Source organism: Streptomyces sp. YGL11-2, assembly GCF_050054615.1.
GTDB lineage: Bacteria > Actinomycetota > Actinomycetes > Streptomycetales > Streptomycetaceae > Streptomyces.
Genome location: NZ_JBNHIN010000008.1, coordinates 170,712 through 190,117, shown reverse-complemented (window position 1 = coordinate 190,117; position 19,406 = coordinate 170,712). Strand labels below are relative to the sequence as shown.

Annotated in this window: 19 protein-coding genes; 14 read left to right on the top strand and 5 right to left on the bottom strand. The window is 72.7% G+C overall.

Annotated elements, in window-relative coordinates; genetic code table 11:
- Window positions 1–260: 260 nt before the first annotated feature.
- From ACO1BR_RS12280 to ACO1BR_RS12255, 6 genes are all read left to right on the top strand, one after another.
- On the top strand, window positions 261–1,658 hold the full coding sequence (locus ACO1BR_RS12280) for a DUF6421 family protein (RefSeq protein ID WP_426795083.1): 1,398 nt from the start codon (window positions 261–263) through the stop codon (window positions 1,656–1,658).
- 59 nt (window positions 1,659–1,717) lie between these two features.
- Window positions 1,718–2,479: an SDR family NAD(P)-dependent oxidoreductase gene (locus ACO1BR_RS12275; protein WP_426795148.1), complete on the top strand. Its 762-nt coding sequence runs from the start codon at window positions 1,718–1,720 to the stop codon at window positions 2,477–2,479.
- Complete coding sequence (locus tag ACO1BR_RS12270; protein WP_426795082.1) at window positions 2,476–3,546, top strand: threonine aldolase family protein; 1,071 nt, start codon at window positions 2,476–2,478, stop codon at window positions 3,544–3,546. The genes ACO1BR_RS12275 and ACO1BR_RS12270 overlap by 4 nt, the downstream gene beginning before the upstream one ends.
- Window positions 3,547–3,641: 95 nt before the next feature.
- Entirely contained in the window at window positions 3,642–4,535 is an 894-nt protein-coding gene (locus ACO1BR_RS12265; RefSeq protein WP_426795081.1) for a DUF2268 domain-containing protein, read from the top strand.
- 91 nt (window positions 4,536–4,626) lie between these two features.
- Window positions 4,627–5,205: a transglutaminase-like domain-containing protein gene (locus tag ACO1BR_RS12260; protein ID WP_426795080.1), complete on the top strand. Its 579-nt coding sequence runs from the start codon at window positions 4,627–4,629 to the stop codon at window positions 5,203–5,205.
- An 11-nt stretch (window positions 5,206–5,216) separates the two neighbouring features.
- Window positions 5,217–5,915: a B3/B4 domain-containing protein gene (locus tag ACO1BR_RS12255; RefSeq protein ID WP_426795079.1), complete on the top strand. Its 699-nt coding sequence runs from the start codon at window positions 5,217–5,219 to the stop codon at window positions 5,913–5,915.
- Between the two features lie 25 nt (window positions 5,916–5,940).
- Here ACO1BR_RS12255 and ACO1BR_RS12250 read toward each other — a convergent pair whose 3' ends face one another.
- Window positions 5,941–6,657 carry a lysophospholipid acyltransferase family protein gene (locus ACO1BR_RS12250; RefSeq protein WP_426795078.1) on the bottom strand — a complete coding sequence of 239 codons (717 nt, stop codon included), beginning with the start codon at window positions 6,655–6,657 and terminating at the stop codon, window positions 5,941–5,943.
- A gap of 159 nt (window positions 6,658–6,816) precedes the next feature.
- Complete coding sequence (locus tag ACO1BR_RS12245) at window positions 6,817–7,233, bottom strand: DUF4395 domain-containing protein (protein WP_426795077.1); 417 nt, start codon at window positions 7,231–7,233, stop codon at window positions 6,817–6,819.
- 136 nt (window positions 7,234–7,369) lie between these two features.
- Here ACO1BR_RS12245 and ACO1BR_RS12240 point away from each other — a divergent pair, with 136 nt between their 5' ends.
- The 4 genes from ACO1BR_RS12240 to ACO1BR_RS12225 all read left to right on the top strand — a co-directional run bounded on the left by ACO1BR_RS12240 (window position 7,370) and on the right by ACO1BR_RS12225 (window position 10,548).
- Window positions 7,370–7,789, top strand: a complete 420-nt coding sequence (locus ACO1BR_RS12240) for a TlpA family protein disulfide reductase (protein WP_426795076.1) — start codon at window positions 7,370–7,372, stop codon at window positions 7,787–7,789.
- Between the two features lie 225 nt (window positions 7,790–8,014).
- A complete protein-coding gene (locus ACO1BR_RS12235; RefSeq protein ID WP_426795075.1) occupies window positions 8,015–8,521 on the top strand; it encodes a flavin reductase family protein in 507 nt (168 codons plus the stop codon).
- A gap of 211 nt (window positions 8,522–8,732) precedes the next feature.
- Window positions 8,733–9,518, top strand: coding sequence for an electron transfer flavoprotein subunit beta/FixA family protein (locus ACO1BR_RS12230; protein WP_426795074.1), 786 nt, complete (start codon window positions 8,733–8,735; stop codon window positions 9,516–9,518).
- Window positions 9,519–9,585: 67 nt separating this feature from the next.
- Window positions 9,586–10,548: an electron transfer flavoprotein subunit alpha/FixB family protein gene (locus ACO1BR_RS12225; protein WP_426795073.1), complete on the top strand. Its 963-nt coding sequence runs from the start codon at window positions 9,586–9,588 to the stop codon at window positions 10,546–10,548.
- Window positions 10,549–10,649: 101 nt separating this feature from the next.
- On the opposite strand, the gene ACO1BR_RS12220 is transcribed toward ACO1BR_RS12225, so the two are convergent.
- Window positions 10,650–11,006 (bottom strand): putative quinol monooxygenase, encoded by a 357-nt coding sequence (locus ACO1BR_RS12220; RefSeq protein WP_426795072.1) that lies wholly within the window; start codon window positions 11,004–11,006, stop codon window positions 10,650–10,652.
- A 96-nt stretch (window positions 11,007–11,102) separates the two neighbouring features.
- Window positions 11,103–11,621, bottom strand: coding sequence for a DinB family protein (locus ACO1BR_RS12215; protein ID WP_426795071.1), 519 nt, complete (start codon window positions 11,619–11,621; stop codon window positions 11,103–11,105).
- A 206-nt stretch (window positions 11,622–11,827) separates the two neighbouring features.
- Here ACO1BR_RS12215 and ACO1BR_RS12210 point away from each other — a divergent pair, with 206 nt between their 5' ends.
- Window positions 11,828–13,111 (top strand): DUF6986 family protein, encoded by a 1,284-nt coding sequence (locus tag ACO1BR_RS12210; protein ID WP_426795070.1) that lies wholly within the window; start codon window positions 11,828–11,830, stop codon window positions 13,109–13,111.
- Between the two features lie 172 nt (window positions 13,112–13,283).
- On the opposite strand, the gene ACO1BR_RS12205 is transcribed toward ACO1BR_RS12210, so the two are convergent.
- The gene (locus tag ACO1BR_RS12205; RefSeq protein WP_426795069.1) at window positions 13,284–14,324 is read right to left on the bottom strand and encodes a LacI family DNA-binding transcriptional regulator; all 1,041 of its coding nucleotides are present in this window, start codon (window positions 14,322–14,324) and stop codon (window positions 13,284–13,286) included.
- Between the two features lie 175 nt (window positions 14,325–14,499).
- On the opposite strand from ACO1BR_RS12205, the gene ACO1BR_RS12200 reads away from it, so the two are divergent.
- The 3 genes from ACO1BR_RS12200 (at window position 14,500) to ACO1BR_RS12190 (ending at window position 19,025) form a co-directional block, all read left to right on the top strand.
- The gene (locus ACO1BR_RS12200) at window positions 14,500–15,456 is read left to right on the top strand and encodes an ROK family protein (protein ID WP_426795068.1); all 957 of its coding nucleotides are present in this window, start codon (window positions 14,500–14,502) and stop codon (window positions 15,454–15,456) included.
- Between the two features lie 107 nt (window positions 15,457–15,563).
- Window positions 15,564–17,684: a protein kinase domain-containing protein gene (locus ACO1BR_RS12195; RefSeq protein ID WP_426795067.1), complete on the top strand. Its 2,121-nt coding sequence runs from the start codon at window positions 15,564–15,566 to the stop codon at window positions 17,682–17,684.
- A 306-nt stretch (window positions 17,685–17,990) separates the two neighbouring features.
- Window positions 17,991–19,025: an NUDIX hydrolase gene (locus ACO1BR_RS12190; RefSeq protein ID WP_426795066.1), complete on the top strand. Its 1,035-nt coding sequence runs from the start codon at window positions 17,991–17,993 to the stop codon at window positions 19,023–19,025.
- The last annotated feature ends 381 nt before the right edge of the window (window positions 19,026–19,406 follow it).

The following is a 19,406-nucleotide window of genomic DNA, read 5'->3' as shown; positions in this document are numbered from 1 at the left end:
CCTGGGGGCCCCCCGCTCCGGTCGTCCGGTCGCGTCGGCCCGCGAGGGGCCGCCGCTCCCCGGCGCTGCGGATCACGCCGGAGGAAGCGCGGGAAGTCGGGGCTCTTCTGGCAGGAACTGTCGCCAAAAGCTCTAGCCACGGGAAAATTGAGCGTGACCATGGGGTCCGAACAGAATAATTTTCACCGACCCCACTTGAACGGGCGATCCTCTGCTGGTTACGGTGTCCTGACAGGACGATCTACCGCCGGAGGGCAGTCATGACGGAAATTCTTTCGCCTGTGGGTGTCCGGGGCAGCTCCACCGCCTCCGAACGTGTGGTCGCGCACCCGGCATGGCCCGCGCTCAAGGACGCCGTGGAAACGATTCGCCCCTGGCAGGCGAAGGACGGTTCGATCGACCTCGCGGCGGACGGCGCACCGCGCGCCGAGGCCGTCCGCGACGAGGTCGAGCGGGCCATCGCCGCCATCGGTGATCTCGCCCCGCTGCTGCCGCACGACGCCGCCTACCACCGGGCACTCGCCGACGATCTGCGCCGCTGGGCCGACGACGGCTTCGGCGTGCCGGACTTCCTCGACTCGCTGCTCGCCTTCCAGCCCGCCCGGCAGCGCGCCGACGGCCTCCAGCACCTGGTCGTCTTCCCCATGTACACCCAGAACGGCAACCCGAACCGGAACTTCGAGGCCGTCGTCCTGCGGATGGTCTGGCCGGAGTGGCTCGCCGAACTGGAGCGCACCCGCTACGACAACCCCCTCTTCTGCGGCATCACCTTCGAGGACTTCACGGCCGGCTACGACACCAACTCCGCCGTCCTGTTCCCCGAGACCATCGCGGTCCGCGAGGCGCCCGAGCGGTTCAGCTGGGGTGGCATCTTCTGCGACCGCGAGGCAGCCCGCTTCCGCCGCGTCACCGAGGCCGCCGTCGCGACCCTCGGCGTCCAACTCCCGCCGGACATCGCGGCGTTGATCAGCGACCAGGGGCGCTGCCAGCAGGCGTTCGTCCTGTGGGACATGGTCCACGACCGCACCCACAGCCACGGCGACCTGCCGTTCGACCCGTTCATGATCAAGCAGCGCCAGCCGTTCTGGATGTACGGCCTGGAGGAACTGCGCTGCGATCTCACCGCCTTCAGGGAAGCCGTCAAGCTGGAGGGCGAGGGCTACCCGCAGGCGCGCGACGTGCAGTTCGCGGTGATCTTCGACCGGATGTTCCGGTTCCCCGTCACCGGCGACCGGGTCCGCAATTATGACGGCCTCGGCGGCCAGCTGCTCTTCGCATACCTCCACAAGCACGACGTCGTACGCTGGACGGATAACACACTCCACATCGACTGGGAGCGGGCGCCCAAGGTCACCAACCAGCTGTGCGGCGAGATCGAAGAGCTCTACCGCGACGGCATCGACCGGCCCAAGCTGGTCCATTGGTTCGCCGCCTACGACCTCGTCTCGACCTACCTCGCTCCGCACCCGGGCTCGGTCTGGGCCAAGGGGCCGGACGCCCTCGACCTGGACCAGCCGCCGCGCAAGCTCGTGGACGACGTGCTTCCCGACGAGTTCCCGCTGAGCATGTTCTACGAAGCGCTCGCCAAGAAGCTGCGTGCTGTGATCGCATCGACCAAGGGCATCACGGCCCACAGTGACACGCTGGCGGCGGCGTGACGAGCGACCGGAAGACCCGGCGGACGGCCGTCCAGGGGCAGGACGAGGAGGCGACGGAGATGGTTACTTCGACGGGCGGCCAGGGGCCGCTGGAGGGTGCGGTCATCGCGGTGGCCGGAGCGGCCGGCCCGGCAGGCCGCGCCACCCTGCTGCGACTGGCCGAGGCCGGCGCGGTGGTGGTCGGCTCGGACTCCAACGCCGAACGGCTCGCGGAGGCCGTCGACGCGGCCCGCTACGCACACGGCGGCGCCACCGTCATCGGCGACACCGTGGACCTCCTCGACGTCGAGCAGACCCGCGAATGGGCGGCCCGTACGGAGAAGGAGTTCGGCCGGGTCGACGGCCTGGTGCACCTCGTGGGCGGCTGGCGCGGCTCCTCCACGTTCGCCGAGACCGACCTCGCGGACTGGGACGTCCTTCACAAGCTCCTCGTCCGCACCGTCCAGCACACCTCCCTCGCCTTCAACGAAGCCCTCGAACGCAGCGGCAACGGCCGCTTCCTGCTGACCAGCGCGGCCGGCGCGGGCAAGCCCACCGGGGGCAACGCCGCCTATGCCGCGGCCAAGGCCGCCGCCGAGGCGTGGACGCTCGCCATGGCGGACGGTTTCCGCAAGTCAGGGGGCGAGCAGGGGCCGCGCGCCGCGGCTGCCATCCTGATCGTGAAGGCGCTCGTCAACGACCAGATGCGCGCCGAGCGACCGAACGCCAAGTTCGCGGGCTTCACGGACGTCAAGGAGCTGGCCGAGGCCATCGCCGGAGTCTGGAGCCGGCCCGCACAGGAAGTGAATGGACAGCGTCTGTGGCTGACCCCCAAGCCGTGACCCGAGCGAAGACCGACGCCCGGCAGCACCACGACCCTCAGATACGCGGCTTCGCCAGCGACAACTACGCCGGTGCGCACCCGGAGATCCTCGCCGCGCTCGCCCTCGCCAACGGCGGCCACCAGATCGCCTACGGCGAGGACGACTACACCGCGCACCTCCAGCGCGTCGTCCGCAGCCACTTCGGCCAGCGCGCGGAGGCGTTCCCGGTGTTCAACGGCACCGGCGCCAACGTCGTCGCGCTCCAGGCGGTCACCGACCGCTGGGGCGCGGTGATCGCCGCCGACACGGCCCACATCCACGTGGACGAGTGCGGCGCCCCGGAACGCGTCGGCGGCCTCAAGCTCCTCACCGTCCCCGCCCCCGACGGCAAGCTCACCCCCGACCTCATCGACCGCGAGGCCCGCGGCTGGGACGACGAGCACCGCGCCATGCCGCAGGTCGTCTCGATCACCCAGAGCACCGAACTCGGCACGGTCTACACCCCCGAAGAGGTCCGGGCGATCTGCGACCACGCCCATGAACGGGGCATGCTCGTCCACCTCGACGGCTCCCGCATCACCAACGCCGCCGCCTCCCTCGACGTCCCGATGCGCGCCTTCACCAACGCCGTCGGCGTCGACATCCTCTCCTACGGAGGCACCAAGAACGGCGCCGTCTTCGGCGAGGCGGTCATCGTCCTCAACCCCGACGCGGTCCGGGCGATGAAGCACCTCCGCAAGCTGTCGATGCAGCTCGCGTCCAAGATGCGCTTCGTCTCCGTCCAGCTGGAGGCCCTCCTCGCCAAGGACCTGTGGCTCCGCAACGCCCGCCACGCCAACACCATGGCCCAGCGGCTGGCCGCCGGCGTCCGCGAGATCCCCGGCGTGGAGATCCTCTACCCCGTCCAGTCCAACGCAGTCTTCGCCCGCCTCCCGCACGACGTGAGCGAACGCCTCCAGAAGCGCTACCGCTTCTACTTCTGGGACGAACGGGCCGGCGAAGTCCGCTGGATGTGCTCGTTCGACACCACGGAGGACGACGTCGACGGCTTCCTGGCAGCGCTGCGGGAGGAGATGAAGCGCTAGTGGCCGGTGGCGGGGGAGCCGGACACCCTCTGGCTCCCCGCGGCGGCCGATCGCGCTTGACCCTCCGGTAACAGGAGGCCCTACGGTCCCGAGCCATGAAGATTGTTGTTCACGACACCGCGACCGCCATGCTCGACCTCCTGCAGCGCCCCCAGGAGGAGCGCCCCGACGCCCTGCGGGAGATGCTCGTCCCCCTGCACAACGTGATGTCCACGGTGATCGGTGATCTGGACCTGGTCCAGCAGCACCAGAGCCTGGGCAGCGGCTTCCGGCTCGACCGGGACGACCCCCGGTACGCGTCCGCTCTGCACCGGATGCGGGACGCGGGCGTGTGGAGCCGGATCGAGGACTCCCTCACCGCCGCGTGGGAGCGGATCGGCAGTGCGGCGCCCGGCGTCGAGCACGCCGAGACCGTGCACGTCGTCGTGGTGCTCGGCAACCCCGACGACGAGCATCTGATGGTCCGCAGTGCCGGATACTTCGGTCTGGGCGGCTTCCCGGGTGCGATCCACCTGGTGATGTGGCCCACCGACGTGGCCCTGGAGAAGATCGGCCACGCCGCGGCGCACGAGCTCCACCACAACGTGCGGTACGCGAACGTGGTCTGGAACCCGATGACCGTCACGCTCGGCGAATGGGTCGTGGCCGAGGGGCTGGCCGAGGCATTCGTTCGGGAACTGGCCGGCGAGCAGGCCATGGGCCCCTGGACCGCGGCACTGACCGGCGCCGAGCTGGACAGCGCCTACGAGAAGATCACCGGCGACATCGACCTCGCGGGGATGCACAACCTGACCGCGTACATGCTCGGCGACACCACCGCGGAGCTCATGGGGCAGCCGACCGTGGGGCTGCCGCACTTCGCCGGATACGGGGTGGGACTGCGGATCGTCGACGCCCACCTGGCGGCCACCGGCCTGACCGCCGCCGGCAGCGTCGCCCTGCCGGCGCGCGAGATCCTCACCAACGCGGGCGTCCAGACCACCGCGTAACCACCGGCAGGTCTGCATAGATCTGCATAGAAATGCATTCGATGGAAAAGTTATTGACCTGTGGGTGTGGGCCTGACTATGCTCCCCGGTCATGGAGCTGATCCAGAACGCCCGTGACATCTCTGCATACTTGGCGGAATCCGAGGCCATCGACCACGGGCATCCGCTCGTCCGGGCGACCGCGGCGGAGCTGTCCGCCGCGGTCGACGATGTATATGCATACGCCGAGGCGGCCTTTGCGTTCGTCCGCGACCGCATTCCGCACTCGGCCGACACTGGCGATCCGCGGGTGACCTGGCGGGCCTCCGACGTACTGGAGAAGCGGACCGGGATCTGCTGCGCCAAGGCGCACGCCCTGGTCGCGCTGCTGCGCGCGGAGGGGATTCCGGCGGGGCTGTGCTACCAGAAGTTCGAGGTCGTCCACGGTCTGGTGGCGGTCCGGCTGCCGGGGTGGGAGCGCTGGGTGCGGCAGGATCCGCGGGGCGGCGAGCCGGGGGCGGCGGCGGAGTTCCGGGCCGATCGGGAGCGGATCGCGTTCCCGGTGCGCCCGGAGTGCAATGAAGTGGACTATCCGGTGCTGTTTGCTGAACCACACCCCGTCGTGCTCCAATGCCTCCGGGAGGCCGTCGACCGGTCTCACCTCTGGAAGCTGCTCCCTACCGAACTCTGAGGTGTCGCCGCATGCCCCGCCCCCTGCACGTGTCCGACGAGGTCCGCGCGCTCGCCCCCGGCTTCGGCTACCTCGCGGTGGAGGCGCACGGCCTGACCAACGGGCCGAGCGATGACACCGGTTCGGGACTCCTGGAGGAGGCCGGACGCCGGCTGGCCGACCGGCTCGGCGGCCGCGCGCCGCAGGACGATCCGCACATCGCCGCCTGGCGCGCCGCGTACACCGCCTTCGGCTGCAAGCCCTCGCGTACCCGCAACTCCGCCGAGGCGCTGGCCAGGAGGGCCCTCGCGGACGGCGGGCTGCCGCGGATCAACCGCCTGGTCGACATCTACAACGCGATCAGCGTCGCGCATCTCATCCCGGTGGGCGGCGAGGACCTGGACCGTATCCAGGGCGGCATGCGGCTCGTACGGGCCACGGGACAGGAGCGGTTCGCGACCGCGGCGGGCGGCGACGAGGTCATCGAGCACCCGGACGCCGGCGAGGTGGTGTGGTGCGACGACGAGGGCGTCACCTGCCGGCGCTGGAACTGGCGGCAGGGGGTGCGGACCCGCCTCACCGAGGATTCGGTGAACGCGCTGTTCCTGCTGGAGCGGATGGCACCGATGACGTTCGACGAGCTGACGGCCGCGGGCACCGAACTCGCCGAGGCGCTGCAGAAGGCGTGCCCCGAGGCCCGTATCGAGGTCGGGGACGTCTGGCCCCGGTGAGCCGGGGCCTCCTGACGCGCTCCCGTCAGGCGATGGTGCCGGGGGCCGCCGGCGCCGTGCCGCCGAGGTGGGCCGGCATCCACCAGGTGTCCTCGGGGCCCTTGGGGCGTACCGGGTAGGCGCGCTGGGCCGCCTCCAGCAGGTCCTGGACGCGGGACCGCAGCCGGTCGGTGATCTTCTCCGCCTGGTCGGCAGGATCGGCCTCGAACGGCTCGCCGACCCGGATCGTTATCGGGATGTGGTGGCGGCCCAGATCGCGCTTGTGGCCCTTGGTCCACAGCCGCTGGGTGCCCCACAGTGCCATCGGCAGCAGCGGGACGCCGGCCTCCTGCGCCAGCCGGGCGGCGCCCGACTTGAAGTTCTTCAGGGTGAAGGACTCGGAGATCGTCGCCTCGGGGAAGACCCCGATGATCTCGCCCGAACGCAGCGCGCTGAGCGCGTGCTTGTAGGCGTGCATGCCCTGCGCCCGATCGACCGGAATGTGCTTCATCGCGCGCATCAGCGGCCCCGACACCTTGTGCCGGAAGACCGCCTCCTTCGCCATGAACCGCACCAGCCGCTTGGCCGGCCGCGCGGACAGACCGCAGAAGACGAAGTCCAGATACCCGATGTGATTGCTCACCAGCACCGCCCCGCCGCGCCGCGGGATGTTCTCCGTGCCCGCGATGTCGAACTTGAGGTCGAGCGCCTTGAAGAGGGTGCGGGCGGCGCCGATGACGGGCGGGTAGACGAGCTCTGCCATGTCCGGGGGACCCCTTTTCTGTGCCTGGGGAGGGTTCTCCCGGCGGAAACCTACGCGGCCGTAAGTATGCGGCTCCGGGAGATCGTGCCCGATGTCCGCCCCGGCGGCCAGCAGCTGGGCCCCTGCCAGCGGGAGATCCTCGTCACGTGCGGGCGCACCTCAGCCGGCCGCCCGCCGCAGCAGAAGGTACACCTCGCACCCCAGGCAGTACCCGAACGCCGCGTTGAGGAAGGCCGCCGCGAGGGCGCAGCCGGTGGCCGCCGGCCCCAGCCACTGCGGCCCCAGCGCGTAGCCGGCCAGCCCGACAATGGCGAAAAACAGCCCGACGGTCTGGGCGAAACGGGGCGGCGCGGCATCCTCGAACGCCTCCGGCGGGGACAGCCGCGGCCGCACCGCCACCCTGAACAGCCAGCCGTACGGTGACCGCCGCACCCCGGCCGCCGCGCCCACCGCGAACACCACCGCCTGGCAGGCCAGCAGCCATCCGCTGCCACTGACCAGCACCGCGGCCAGCACGGCGCTGGTCAGCACCGCCCCGAACCGCGGACCCCGTACGTCGACCCCGCCATCCGCCATGACCGCTTCCTTCCCGGACCGTTCCGTACCCGTCCGCGCCTTCCGCGGCTCCCGGCGCCCGCACAACAGCCTCCCCCGGAACTGCCCCGATACGACCCCGGGAATCTTTGCGGTCTCGTGAACGCTGCATCCTGAGATGACCGGACTCATGGTGTGCATCGCGGTGCTCGCGGCGGCGAGCCTCTTCGGTCTGCTGCACCAACGCCGCAACGGGAGGCTGACGGTGCGAAAGCGGGACGACGGGGCGCGGCTGGGCGCCGCCGAGATCGGCGCGGAGCTGGGGGAGCGGGCGACCCTGCTCCAGTTCTCCAGCGCCTTCTGCCAGCCCTGCCGCGCCACCCGGCGCACCCTCGCCGAGGTGACCGGCATGGTCGACGGGGTGGCCCATGTCGAGGTCGACGCGGAGGACCGCCTGGAGCTCGTGCGGAGGCTGAACATCCTGCGCACGCCGACGGTGCTGGTGCTCGACCGGGACGGCGCGGTGGTCCGCCGCGCCTCGGGCCAGCCCCGCAAGGCGGACATCATCGCAGCGCTGGGCGCGGCCATCCGTGATTGATCTCCCAGATGCCGGGCCCCACTTGACGCTGCCGGTCACGCATCGTCAGTCTGACGTTATGCGGCCAGGACCCCTTCTCTACGGACGCGCGCATGTCGACCTGCTGCGGACTGCCAGCGCGCGCTGTCCCCGTGTGTGAGCAGCGACGACCCCACCGCTCCCGGCCGCCCTACGGCCGCCGGCGGCTCCGCCTCGGCTCGTAGCCCACAGCAGAAGGACAACTCCATGACGGCCACGCCCGACCTCGGCACGCCCCGCACCGCCTCCCCCGAACTCCTGCGCTCCGTCTTCCGGCAGCACGCCGCGGGCGTCGCGGTGATCACCGCGCACGGTGCCCGCCCCGTCGGCTTCACCGCCACCTCCCTCACCTCGGTCGCCGCCGAGCCGCCGCTGCTCTCCTTCGGCATCGGCACCGGCGCCTCCAGCTGGCCGGCCGTCGCCGAGGCCGAGCACATAGGCGTCCACATACTCGGCGAGCACCAGGAGGAGCTGGCCGCCACCTTCGCCCGCAGCGGCGCGGACCGCTTCGGCCCGGCGACGTCCTGGCGCACCGGGCCGGAGGGCGTGCCCTTGCTGGACGGCGTACTGGCGTGGCTGGTGTGCCGGGTGGTGGCGCGGGTGCCGGCCGGCGACCACCGGATCGTGCTCGCCGAGCCGGTCGTCGGCGACCCCGCGGGTCCGGGCCGTCCGCTCCTCTACCACCAGGGCCGCTTCAACGCGCTGCGCGACTGACGGGTTCCCGTCCACCTGCTTCCCCACCCGGTCAGGGCCGTTGGCAAGGTCACATTTCGACGGCCTTGATTCGGGGCAACAGACTGGATGTACTGGCGAGTAATATGACGGTCGGCGCGGGGAATCGCATCCGACCGGGAGCCGCCCCAAGAGGCGCCTATGCTGCCAGCACAAGGCAGTTCTGAAGAGACGAGCAGGTAGGAGAGCCGGCGTGAGCTTGAGGATCGTTGTCTGTGTGAAGTACGTGCCCGACGCCACCGGCGACCGGCACTTCGCCGAGGACCTGACCGTCGACCGCGACGACGTTGACGGCCTCCTCTCGGAGCTCGACGAGTACGCCGTCGAGCAGGCCCTCCAGATCAAGGAAGCCAGCGACGACGCGGAGATCACGGTCCTGACCGTCGGTCCCGAGGACGCCAACGACGCGCTGCGCAAGGCGCTGTCGATGGGCGCCGACAAGGCCGTCCACGTCGAGGACGACGACCTCCACGGCACCGACGCGCTCGGCACCTCGCTCGTGCTCGCCAAGGCCATCGAGAAGACCGGCTACGACCTCGTCGTCTGCGGTATGGCTTCCACCGACGGCACGATGGGCGTGCTGCCCGCGCTGCTCGCCGAGCGCCTCGGCGTCCCGCAGGTGACCCAGCTCTCCGAGGTCTCCGTTGCCGACGGCAAGGTGACCGGCCGCCGGGACGGCGACACCGCCAGCGAGCAGCTGGAGGCCGCGCTGCCGGCCGTCGTCTCCGTCACCGACCAGTCGGGCGAGGCGCGTTACCCCTCCTTCAAGGGCATCATGGCCGCCAAGAAGAAGCCGGTGGAGTCCCTGGACCTGGACGACCTGGACATCGAGGCGGACGAGGTCGGCCTGGAGGGCGCCTGGACCAAGGTCGAGGAGGCCGCCGAGCGTCCGGCCCGTACCGCGGGCACGATCGTCGCGGACGAGGGTGAGGGCGCCAAGCAGCTCGCCGAGTTCCTGGCGGGCCAGAAGTTCATCTAAGGCCGGCGGTTCGCCGGAACCACCCTTCCTCCCCTCCGCCCGCACTCTTCCCGCAGGAGCACTCCCCATGGCTGAAGTCCTTGTCTACGTCGACCACGTGGACGGCGCCGTCCGCAAGCCCACCCTCGAACTGCTCACCCTGGCCCGCCGCATCGGCGAGCCGGTGGCCGTGCACCTCGGTGCCGGCGCGGACGCCGCCGCCCCCGTGCTCGCCGAGCACGGCGCGGTCAAGGTTCTGACCGCCGACGCGCCGGAGTTCGCCGAGTACCTGGTCGCCCCCAAGGTCGACGCGCTCCAGGCCGCCTACGACGCGGTCTCCCCGGCCGCCGTCCTCCTCCCGTCCTCCGCCGAGGGCAAGGAGATCGGCGCCCGCCTGGCCGTCCGCATCGGCTCCGGCATCATCACCGACGCCGTCGACCTGGAGGCCGGCGACGAGGGCCCGGTGGCCACGCAGTCCGTCTTCGCGGCGTCCTTCACCACCAAGTCCCGCGTCTCCAAGGGCACTCCGGTCATCACCGTCAAGCCCAACTCCGCCGCTCCGGAGGCCGCGCCGGCCGCCGGTACGGTCGAGCAGCTGGCCGTGACGATCGCCGAGTCCTCCAAGGGCACCAAGATCGTCTCGCGTACCCCGCGCGAGTCGAGCGGCCGTCCGGAGCTCACCGAGGCCGCGATCGTGGTCTCCGGTGGCCGCGGCGTCAACGGTGCCGAGAACTTCCCCGTCATCGAGGCGCTCGCCGACTCGCTCGGCGCGGCCGTCGGTGCCTCGCGCGCCGCGGTGGACGCCGGCTGGTACCCGCACACCAACCAGGTCGGCCAGACCGGCAAGTCGGTCTCGCCGCAGCTGTACATCGCGGCGGGCATCTCCGGCGCGATCCAGCACCGCGCCGGTATGCAGACCTCGAAGACCATCGTCGCCATCAACAAGGACTCCGAGGCGCCGATCTTCGACCTGGTCGACTACGGCGTGGTCGGCGACCTCTTCGACGTCGTCCCGGCGCTCACCGAAGAGGTCAAGTCCCGCAAGGGCTGAGCCCGTTCGGCCGACCGTGGCCGGCTCCCGGTGAACGCCCGAAGGCCCCGTACGCGCGGTGCGTACGGGGCCTTCGGGCGTGTCGCGCGGGGTGCGCCGCCTCAGGGGTGCGACAGCCGCCCCTTGTCCGGCGCGCCGGCCGGCACCGGCTCCAGCACCGCGACGTCCATCGGCCCGTCCAGCGCGTCCGCTATCTCCGCACCCAGCGCGGCCAGCGCCGGGCCGGCCGAGTGGGCGTCGAGGGCGGCCTGGTCGGCCCAGTTCTCCACCACGGTGACCCGGTCGTCGCCGGCGTGCACCGCGTAGAGCAGGCAGCCGGGCTCGGCGTGCACGGCGGCGGTGTGCCGGCGGAACGCGGCGAGGACGTCCTCGCGGCGGCCGGGCCTGGTCCTGAGGGTGGCGACGACGACGGGCACGGGGCCTCCTGGGGTGCGCGGCGTGGGAGCGGTCTTGCTCATGGGTGCGACCCTATGCGCTGGTGGATCATGGCCGGAAACCGGTCGATCGCCCGCGGTCCGTGCGCCGTCCTCGTCCGGCCGGGCGCGCGCGTCCCCTCAGGCGCCGGTCGCGCCGTCGATGCCCTGGCGGAGCAGATCGGCGTGCCCGTTGTGCCGCGCGTACTCCTCGATCAGGTGGACGTACACCCAGCGCAGGTTCAGCGTGCGCCCGTCGGTGGCGGTGAAGGTCTCGTCCAGCCCGCGGTCCGCGGCCACCGCGTCGCAGGCGGCGACCTCGGCGCGGAACGCGGCGAAGTCGGCCTCGGCGGCGGCCGGGTCGAGGTCGTTGAAGTCGGCGTCCGGGTCGTCCTCGGTGCAGTGGAGGTCGCCGATCGGCTCACCGGCGAAGCGCCGCCGGAACCACCAGCGTTCCACCTCCGTCAGATGGCGCACCAGACCGAGCAGGGTGAGGGTGGAGGGCGGGGTGCCCGCCCGGACGAGCTGCTCGGGAGTGAGGCCGGCGCACTTGACGAGCAGGGTGTCACGGTGGAAATCGAGCCAGCCTTGCAGCATGTCCCGTTCGCCGGCCGCGGCCGGGGCGCCGGAGCGTTCTGTCTGGGGTGCGGTCCACGTCATGACGGCGATTGTGGCGGTGCCGGCGCGGGGGCGCCACGGAGTTATCGGCCGGGCGCGGGCCGGTGACCTGCGTCGCCACGGGCGGAGAGGTGTTGACCTCGCCAATCGACACCGTTAGCTTCGCTATACGGATTGTTGATTCCGTTAAGCGGAAAAAGCGTGGCGCCGACAGCGGCGCCGCGCACCGGCACCGGGAGGGTACCGAAATGGGGCAGCAGGAGACGGTGGCGACGAGCCTCGCGGACACCGTACGCGAGGGAATCGGAGCCGCCCTCGCCGCGGTGGACGCCGACCTGGCGCGGCGCTACCCGGGGGACCCCGGCACCCGCCAGCCGGTCCACACGGTCTACGTACCCGGTGACGTCTTCGCCGCCGACACCCTGCGCTCCTGGGGCGACGCGGCCCTCGCCGCCCTCGACGAGCACGCCCCCGACGCCGGCGCGCTCGCCGCCGTCCTCGGCATCCCGGACGAACTCGCCGGACCGGTCCACGAGCGGGTCCGCGCCAAGCTGGAGCGCGAGCCCGTCGAGGACCTGCGGATCGACTTCGAGGATGGCTACGGCCCCCGCCCGGACGCCGAGGAGGACGCCGCCGCGGCCCGCGCCGCCGCCCTCGTCGCCGCCGCGTACGAGAACGGCACGGCCGCCCCCTACATGGGCATCCGCATGAAGTGCATGGAGGCCGCCGTCCGCGACCGCGGCATCCGCACCCTGGACATCTTCCTCACCGGCCTCTTGGAGGCCGGCGGCCTGCCCGAGGGCCTGGTCCTCACCCTCCCCAAGGTGACCTACGCCGAGCAGGTCACCGCCATGGCACGGCTCCTGGAGGAGTTCGAGAAGGCCCGCGGCCTGGAGAGCGGCCGGATCGGCTTCGAGATCCAGATCGAGACCACCCAGGCCATCCTCGGTGCCGACGGCCGCGCCACCGTCGCCCGCATGATCGAGGCCGCCGAGGGCCGCGCCACCTCCCTCCACTACGGCACCTTCGACTACAGCGCCTCCTGCGGCGTCAGCGCCGCCTACCAGGCCAGCGACCACCCCGCCGCCGACCACGCCAAGGCCGTCATGCAGGTCGCCGCCGCCGGCACCGGCGTACGCGTCTCCGACGGCTCCACCAACGTGCTGCCGGTCGGCCCCACCGCCCAGGTCCACGACGCCTGGAGGCTGCACTACGGCCTCACCCGGCGCGCCCTGGCCCGCGCCTACTACCAGGGCTGGGACATGCACCCCGGCCACCTGCCCACCCGCTACGCCGCCGTCTACGCCTTCTACCGCGAGGGCCTGGAGAAGGCCGCGGCCCGACTCGCCGCATACGTGGCCAAGGCCGGCGGCGACGTCATGGACGAGCCCGCCACCGCCAAGGCCCTCAGCGGCTACCTGCTCCGCGGCCTCGACTGCGGCGCCGTCGACACCGACGAGGTCGCCCGCCTCACCGGCCTGACCCGCGCCGACCTCGACGCCCTGGCGGGCCGCCCGGCGACGACCGCCTGACCCCGACCACCCGGTCCGCCCACCGCCCCCGCCCCTGTGTGCGGCACTCCAACCGAGCGCCGCACATGGGGCGTTGGCGCCGTGAGCGGCCGGGCGGGGCGGAGGGACGGCGGCGTTCGCGGCAGGGGCGTTGCCGGGGATCGCCTGCCGGCCCGCTCGCGCTGAGCGGCCGTCACCCCTCGTACGGCCGGACTTCGCCCGAGCCGCGGGGGATCAGCCGGGTGGGGATCTCCATACGGCGGGGCGTCTCGTCGACGCCGTCGAGGCGGCGGAAGAGCTGGACGGCGGCCGTACGGCCCATGCGGGCGGCGTCCTGGGCGACGACGGTGATGGCGGGGTGGACGAGGTCGGCGAGTTCGAAGTCGTCGAAGCCCACCAGGGCTACCGGGCGCGGGCGTTCGCGCAGCACGCGGACGGCGGTGACGGTGACGCGGTTGTTGCCCGCGAAGAGGGCGGTGACCGGTTCCGGGGCGTCCAGCATCGCCGCCGCGGCGGCCCGTACCCGCTCCGGGGCGGTGGAGCCGAGCGAGACCCAGGAGTCCTCGACGGGCAGGTCGGCGGCGGCCATCGCGGTGCGGTAGCCGCGCAGCCGCTCGCGCGCGGTGTGGATGCGCGGCTGGTCGCCGATGAAGCCGATCCGGCGGTGTCCGTGGGCGATGAGGTGGGCGACCGCGTCCCGGGCGCCGCCGAAGTTGTCGGAGAGGACCACATCGGCGTCGATCCGGCCGGCCGGGCGGTCCACGAAGACGGTGGCGACCCCGGCGGCTATCTCCGGCTCCAGATACCGGTGGTCGTCGCCGGCCGGGATGACGACCAGGCCGTCCACCCGCCGGGCGCACAGCGCGAGCACCAACTCCTGCTCGCGGGCCGGGTCTTCGGCGCTGGAGCCGTTGATCAGCAGGGCGCCGTGGCTGCGCGCGACCTCCTCGACGGCGCGGCTGAGCGGGCCGTAGAAGGGGTCGGCGAGGTCCTCAAGGACCAGGCCGATGCTGGCGGTACGGCCCTTGCGCAGGATCCGGGCGGAGTCGTTGCGCCGGAAGCCGAGGGCGGCGATCGCCTCCTGGACGCGGCGTTCGGTGTCCGGGGTGACGCCCGCTTCGCCGTTGACCACTCTCGACACCGTCTTCAGGCCGACCCCGGCGCGGGTCGCGACATCCTTCATCGTGGGGCGGGTGCCGTAGCGATGGGAGGTGCCGCGGGCGGTGTCGGTCACGGTGTGCGGTCCTGTTTCTGTCGGCGCCGGCCGGCGCGTCGGGTCGCGGTGGGGGCGCGTCGGCGTGTGGCGTCGAGCATAGCCTCTAGACAACGTTGTCAACTGAGGGAAGACTGGCGTTCTCACGCCGGGCCGGTACCCCCGGCCCCCGGGCCCACCAGGAGATTCGACACCGATGCAGACGGACCTCAGCGCAGCGTTGGACATTGGCGGCACGAAGATCGCCGGCGCTCTGGTGGACGCACACGGAAGAATGATCGTACGGGCCGCCCGGCCGACCCCCGCGGACCGGGACGGGGCCACCGTGATGCGTGCGGTGGCCGAGGTCGTCCGCGAGCTGGCCGCCGGCCCGGACTGGTCGCGGGTTGCGGCCGTCGGCATCGGCAGCGCCGGCCCCGTGGACGCCTCCGCGGGGACCGTCAGCCCGGTCAACATCCCTGGCTGGCGCGGCTTTCCGCTCGTCGCCGGGGTGCGGGAGCTGGTCGGCGGGCGCCCGGTGGCGCTGGTCGGGGACGGGGTCGCGATGACCGCCGCCGAGCACTGGCAGGGTGCCGCACGCGGCCACGACAACGCGCTGTGCATGGTGGTCTCCACCGGGGTCGGCGGCGGGCTCGTGCTCAACGGGCGGCTGCACCCGGGTCCCACGGGAAACGCCGGGCACATCGGGCACATCAGCGTCGACCTCGACGGCGATCCGTGCCCCTGCGGCGGCCGCGGCTGCGTGGAGCGGATCGCCAGCGGCCCCAACATCGCCCGCCGGGCACTGGCCAACGGTTGGCGGCCGGGCCCGGACGGGGACGCCAGCGCCGCCGCGGTGGCCGCCGCGGCGCACGCCGGCGACCTCGTCGCCCTGCGCTCCTTCGAGCGGGCCGCCCAGGCGCTCGCCGCCGGGATCGCCGCCACCGCCACCCTCGTCGAGATCGACATCGCGGTCGTCGGCGGCGGTGTCGCGGGCGCCGGCGAGGTCCTGTTCGCCCCGCTCCGCACGGCTCTGCGGGACTACGCCACCCTGTCGTTCGTGTCCGAACTGACCGTCGTCCCCGCCCAAATGGGGACGCATGCCGGCGTGGTGGGCGCCGCCGCGGCCGCCGCGCAACAGTCCCGTCTCGATGCGTTCGCGCCTGCCCGATGAGGGCACCACAGGCGCCCGCCCGACCCGTAGTCTGGTGACCACCGCGGCGTACGCCGTGACGTGCACGGCGTACGGGCGAAGACACGGCATCGAGGGGATCGGCGACGGTGACATCGGGGGAGCGTGAGCAGCACGGGCCGCAGGAGCCCCGGGGGGCGGGCGGCGGGAGCGGTCAAGGGCCGGCGGGCGGTCCGCCGCCGGCCGGCGGCGACGGTGTGGGTGCCGGCCCCGGTACACCCCGTGCCGCGTCCCGCAGTGGACCGAAGCGCGGCACCGACGACGATCTGACCGGCCGGCTGATCGGCGGTCGCTACCGCGTCACCGGCCGGATCGGCCGCGGCGGCATGGGCGTGGTCTGCCGCGCCGACGACCAGGTGCTGGGCCGCGAGGTCGCGCTCAAGGTCCTGCGGGCCTACACGGACGCCTCCGCTCCGGAACTCGCCGACCTGCGCACCCGCATGCAGCGCGAGGCGCGGGCCGCGGCCCGCATCCGGCACGCGGGCGTGGTCACCGTCCACGACGTCATCGACGAGGCCGGGCGCCCGGTCATCGTCATGGAGCTGGTGGACGGGCCGTCCCTCGACGACGCCATCGACCGGCGCGGTCCCCTGGACCCCCGCGAGATCGCCCGCATCGGCGCCGCGGTGATGGACGCGCTGGACGCCGCTCACCGGGTCGGCGTACTGCACCGTGACGTCAAGCCCGGCAACGTCCTGCTGGACTCCAGCGGCCGGGTCGTCCTCACCGACTTCGGCATCGCCAGCATCGAGGCCCCCGGCGACGGCGCGACCACGAACATCACCCGCAGCGGCGAACTGGTCGGCTCCCTCGACTACTTGCCGCCCGAGCGCGCCCAGGGCATGGATCCCTCCCCGGCCTCCGACATCTGGTCGCTGGGCATGACGCTGTACGCGGCGGTGGAGGGCGGCGGCGCCCCGTTCCGCCGTACGTCCGTGTACTCGACGCTGACCGCGATCGTCACCGAGCCGCTGCCCGAGCCGCGCCGTGCCGGGCCGCTGGCGCCCGTCCTGTACGCCCTGATGGCCAAGAACCCGGCCGACCGTCCGTCCGCCGCCCAGGCGCGGAGCATGCTGGAGGCGGTCGCGGACGGCCGCGACCCGGGTGTCGCACCGCCGCCCGCACCGCAGCCCGGCAGCCCCTACGTGCCGACGGCCACGAACATCCGCGGCGCGGCGGTGCCCGGGAGCGCTCCCGACGCGGCGCCCGGTGCCGCGTCCACGGGCTCCGCCAACGCCGTTGCGCCGCCCGCCAGTTGGCTCTCGGGGCCGGGTTCGCAGGGCGCGCCCACCCCGCAGGACCGGACCGCCGGCGCCCCCCAGGGACCCGCCCAGGGCCCGCTCCACGACCCTCCCGGTGTGATGGCCGGACCCTTCGTGGGCGCCACCGGCCCGCACCCCTATCCGGGCGGCCGCGGCGTCACCCCGGATGGTGACACCGCGCGGCTGCCCGCCCGACGGCGCCGCCGGGTGCTGCTGGCCGCGGCGGCGGTGCTGGCCGTCCTCGCCACCGGCGGCGGCGTCACCTATGCGCTGGTCGGTGGTTCCGGCGACACGACCGCGGCCGGCGGACGGCAGTCCGCGGCGCCCGCCACGGCGCCGGCCCGGCCCGGTGAACCGAGCGTGACCACCGGCCAGGGCGAGGTCAACGGGAAGGGCAGGGAGCAGAGCGCCTCGCCGTCCGCCCCGGGCAAGCCCGCGGGCGGCGCGTCGTCCCAGCCCTCCAAGCCCGCGGGCACGGGCGGGGGTTCGGGCGGCCAGGCCGCCGGCGGTGCGGCCTCGGCAGGCGGCCAGGGCGGCGCTACGGGCGGCCTGATCGGCGGCGCACAGGGCGGCGGAAGCGGCGGTTCCGGCGGCACCGGCGGTTCCGGAGGCGGCACCACCACCGGCGGCGGTGCGGCCACCGGCGGCGGTGGGCCCACCCAGGGGCCCGCGTGCACCGCCGCCGCCGGCGGTAAGGCCAACTGCGCCGTGTGGCGTACCGCGACCTCGTACACCGCCTCCTTCCAGCAGGTCGGGCACCTGAACGCGGGCACGAACTACTTCTACTGCCAGGCCAACCTCGGCCGCCGCGAGACGTACGGGAAGTGGACGAACGTCTGGTGGGCCAAGACCGATGACGACAGCGGCAATTCCGGTGTCTACGTGAGCGTCGTCTATCTGACGGGCGGGGAGAACGACCAGCCCGTCCCCGGTCTGCGCACCTGCTGATCCCTTTTGTGCCGGAGCGTCCCGGAAGGCTTCCGCCGGCGGTCCCATGGGACATGGTCATATGCGGCACGCCGCCCTCCCGCCGGCGGGCGCGAGCCCGTGAGCGGGTGGGGGTTTCGGTGCTGGAGGGGCTGGGGAGCGCTTGTTTGCCGGGGGCTTCGCGGCGGGGGAGTGCGCGACCGGCATCCCCCGCGCGGTGTGTTCAGCAGGCGGTGTTCCCGGTCATGCGCGCGGCCCGTGGTCCCGAGCGTTTCCGTGGCAGGGTGTTGCGGGCAACTCACCTGGGTCTAGGGAAGAGGGGAAACCGTGATCGTCTGGCTGAACGGCACGTTCGGTGCGGGCAAGACCACTGCGGCTCATGAATTGCTGGACCTGCTTCCCGGAAGCACGCTCTACGACCCCGAACTCCTCGGCGCCGGACTGCGGTTGATGCTGCCGGCCAAGCGGTTCGAGGAGATCGACGACTACCAGGACCTACCCTCCTGGCGGCGGATGGTCGTGGACACCGCCGCCGCCCTGCTCACCGAGGTCCCGGGCCCCCTGGTGACGCCGATGACGCTGCTGCGCCAGGAATACCGCGACGAGATCTTCGGCGCCCTCGCCGCCCGCCGCATCCCCGTACGGCATGTTCTGCTGCATGCGGAGGAAACGATCCTGCGGACGCGAATAGCGCACCGGGAGGAGGTGCCGGGCGACGCCGAGGGCAGCGCGTCCGTCCGGCGCTGGTGCCTGGAGCACCTGGGGCCCTACGCCCAGGCACTGGACTGGCTCAAGAACGACGCCCATGTCGTCGACACCACCGAACTGACGCCCCGACAGACCGCGGAGCGCGTCGCGGAGGCCGTACGCACCGGGGCCGGCGCCTGCGACATCGTGCAGACGCCCGAGCCGACCGCGGAAACCCTCGCCGCCGGGGTGCTGCTCTTCGACGACCGCGACCGGGTGCTCCTCGTCGACCCGACGTACAAGCCCGGCTGGGAGTTCCCCGGCGGCATCGTGGAGCCCGGCGAGGCGCCCGCCCACGCCGGCGTACGGGAGGTCGCCGAGGAACTCGGCATCCAACTCCCGCGCGCCCCAAGGTTGTTGGTGCTGGACTGGGAGGCCCCCAAACCGCCCGGATTCGGCGGCCTGCGGCTGCTCTTCGACGGCGGCACGCTGACCGGCGACCGCATCCGCCAACTGCTACTGCCCGGCTCCGAACTACGCGACTGGCGCTTCGTCACCGAAGCCGAGGCCGAGACGATGCTGCCCCCGGTGCGCTGGAACCGCCTCCGCTGGGCCCTGCGCGCACGGGAACGGGGCTGTCCCCTCCATCTGGAGGCGGGTGTCCCGGTCGGCTGACGGTCCGCTGCGCTTGGGTTTGCTTCCCACGTTTTTGGCTTTCCCGCCGTGGGGGTTGCTGTCTTTGCGCCTTCGGCGCGGGGTGTTGTCCGCCTCGCGGGGCTGTCGGGTGCGGTGGCGGTCCTGCGGGGGTGGGGGGGGGGGGGGGGGGGTGGTCTTTTTCCTCCTCCCCCCCCCCCCCCCCCTCCGGCTCGCCCCCTCCCGTTGGGGGAGGGGAAAAACGGTGGGTGGGGGCTGGGGCGGTTGGTCCGCTGACGGTTTCCCTCCACCCATGAACCGGCACGGTCCCACTCTGAACCGGCACGGTCCCCCTCACGCGCGCCCTATCCGTCTTTTTCCACCCACTCACGGGAGGGGGCGGGCCGGAGGGGTGGGGTGTCC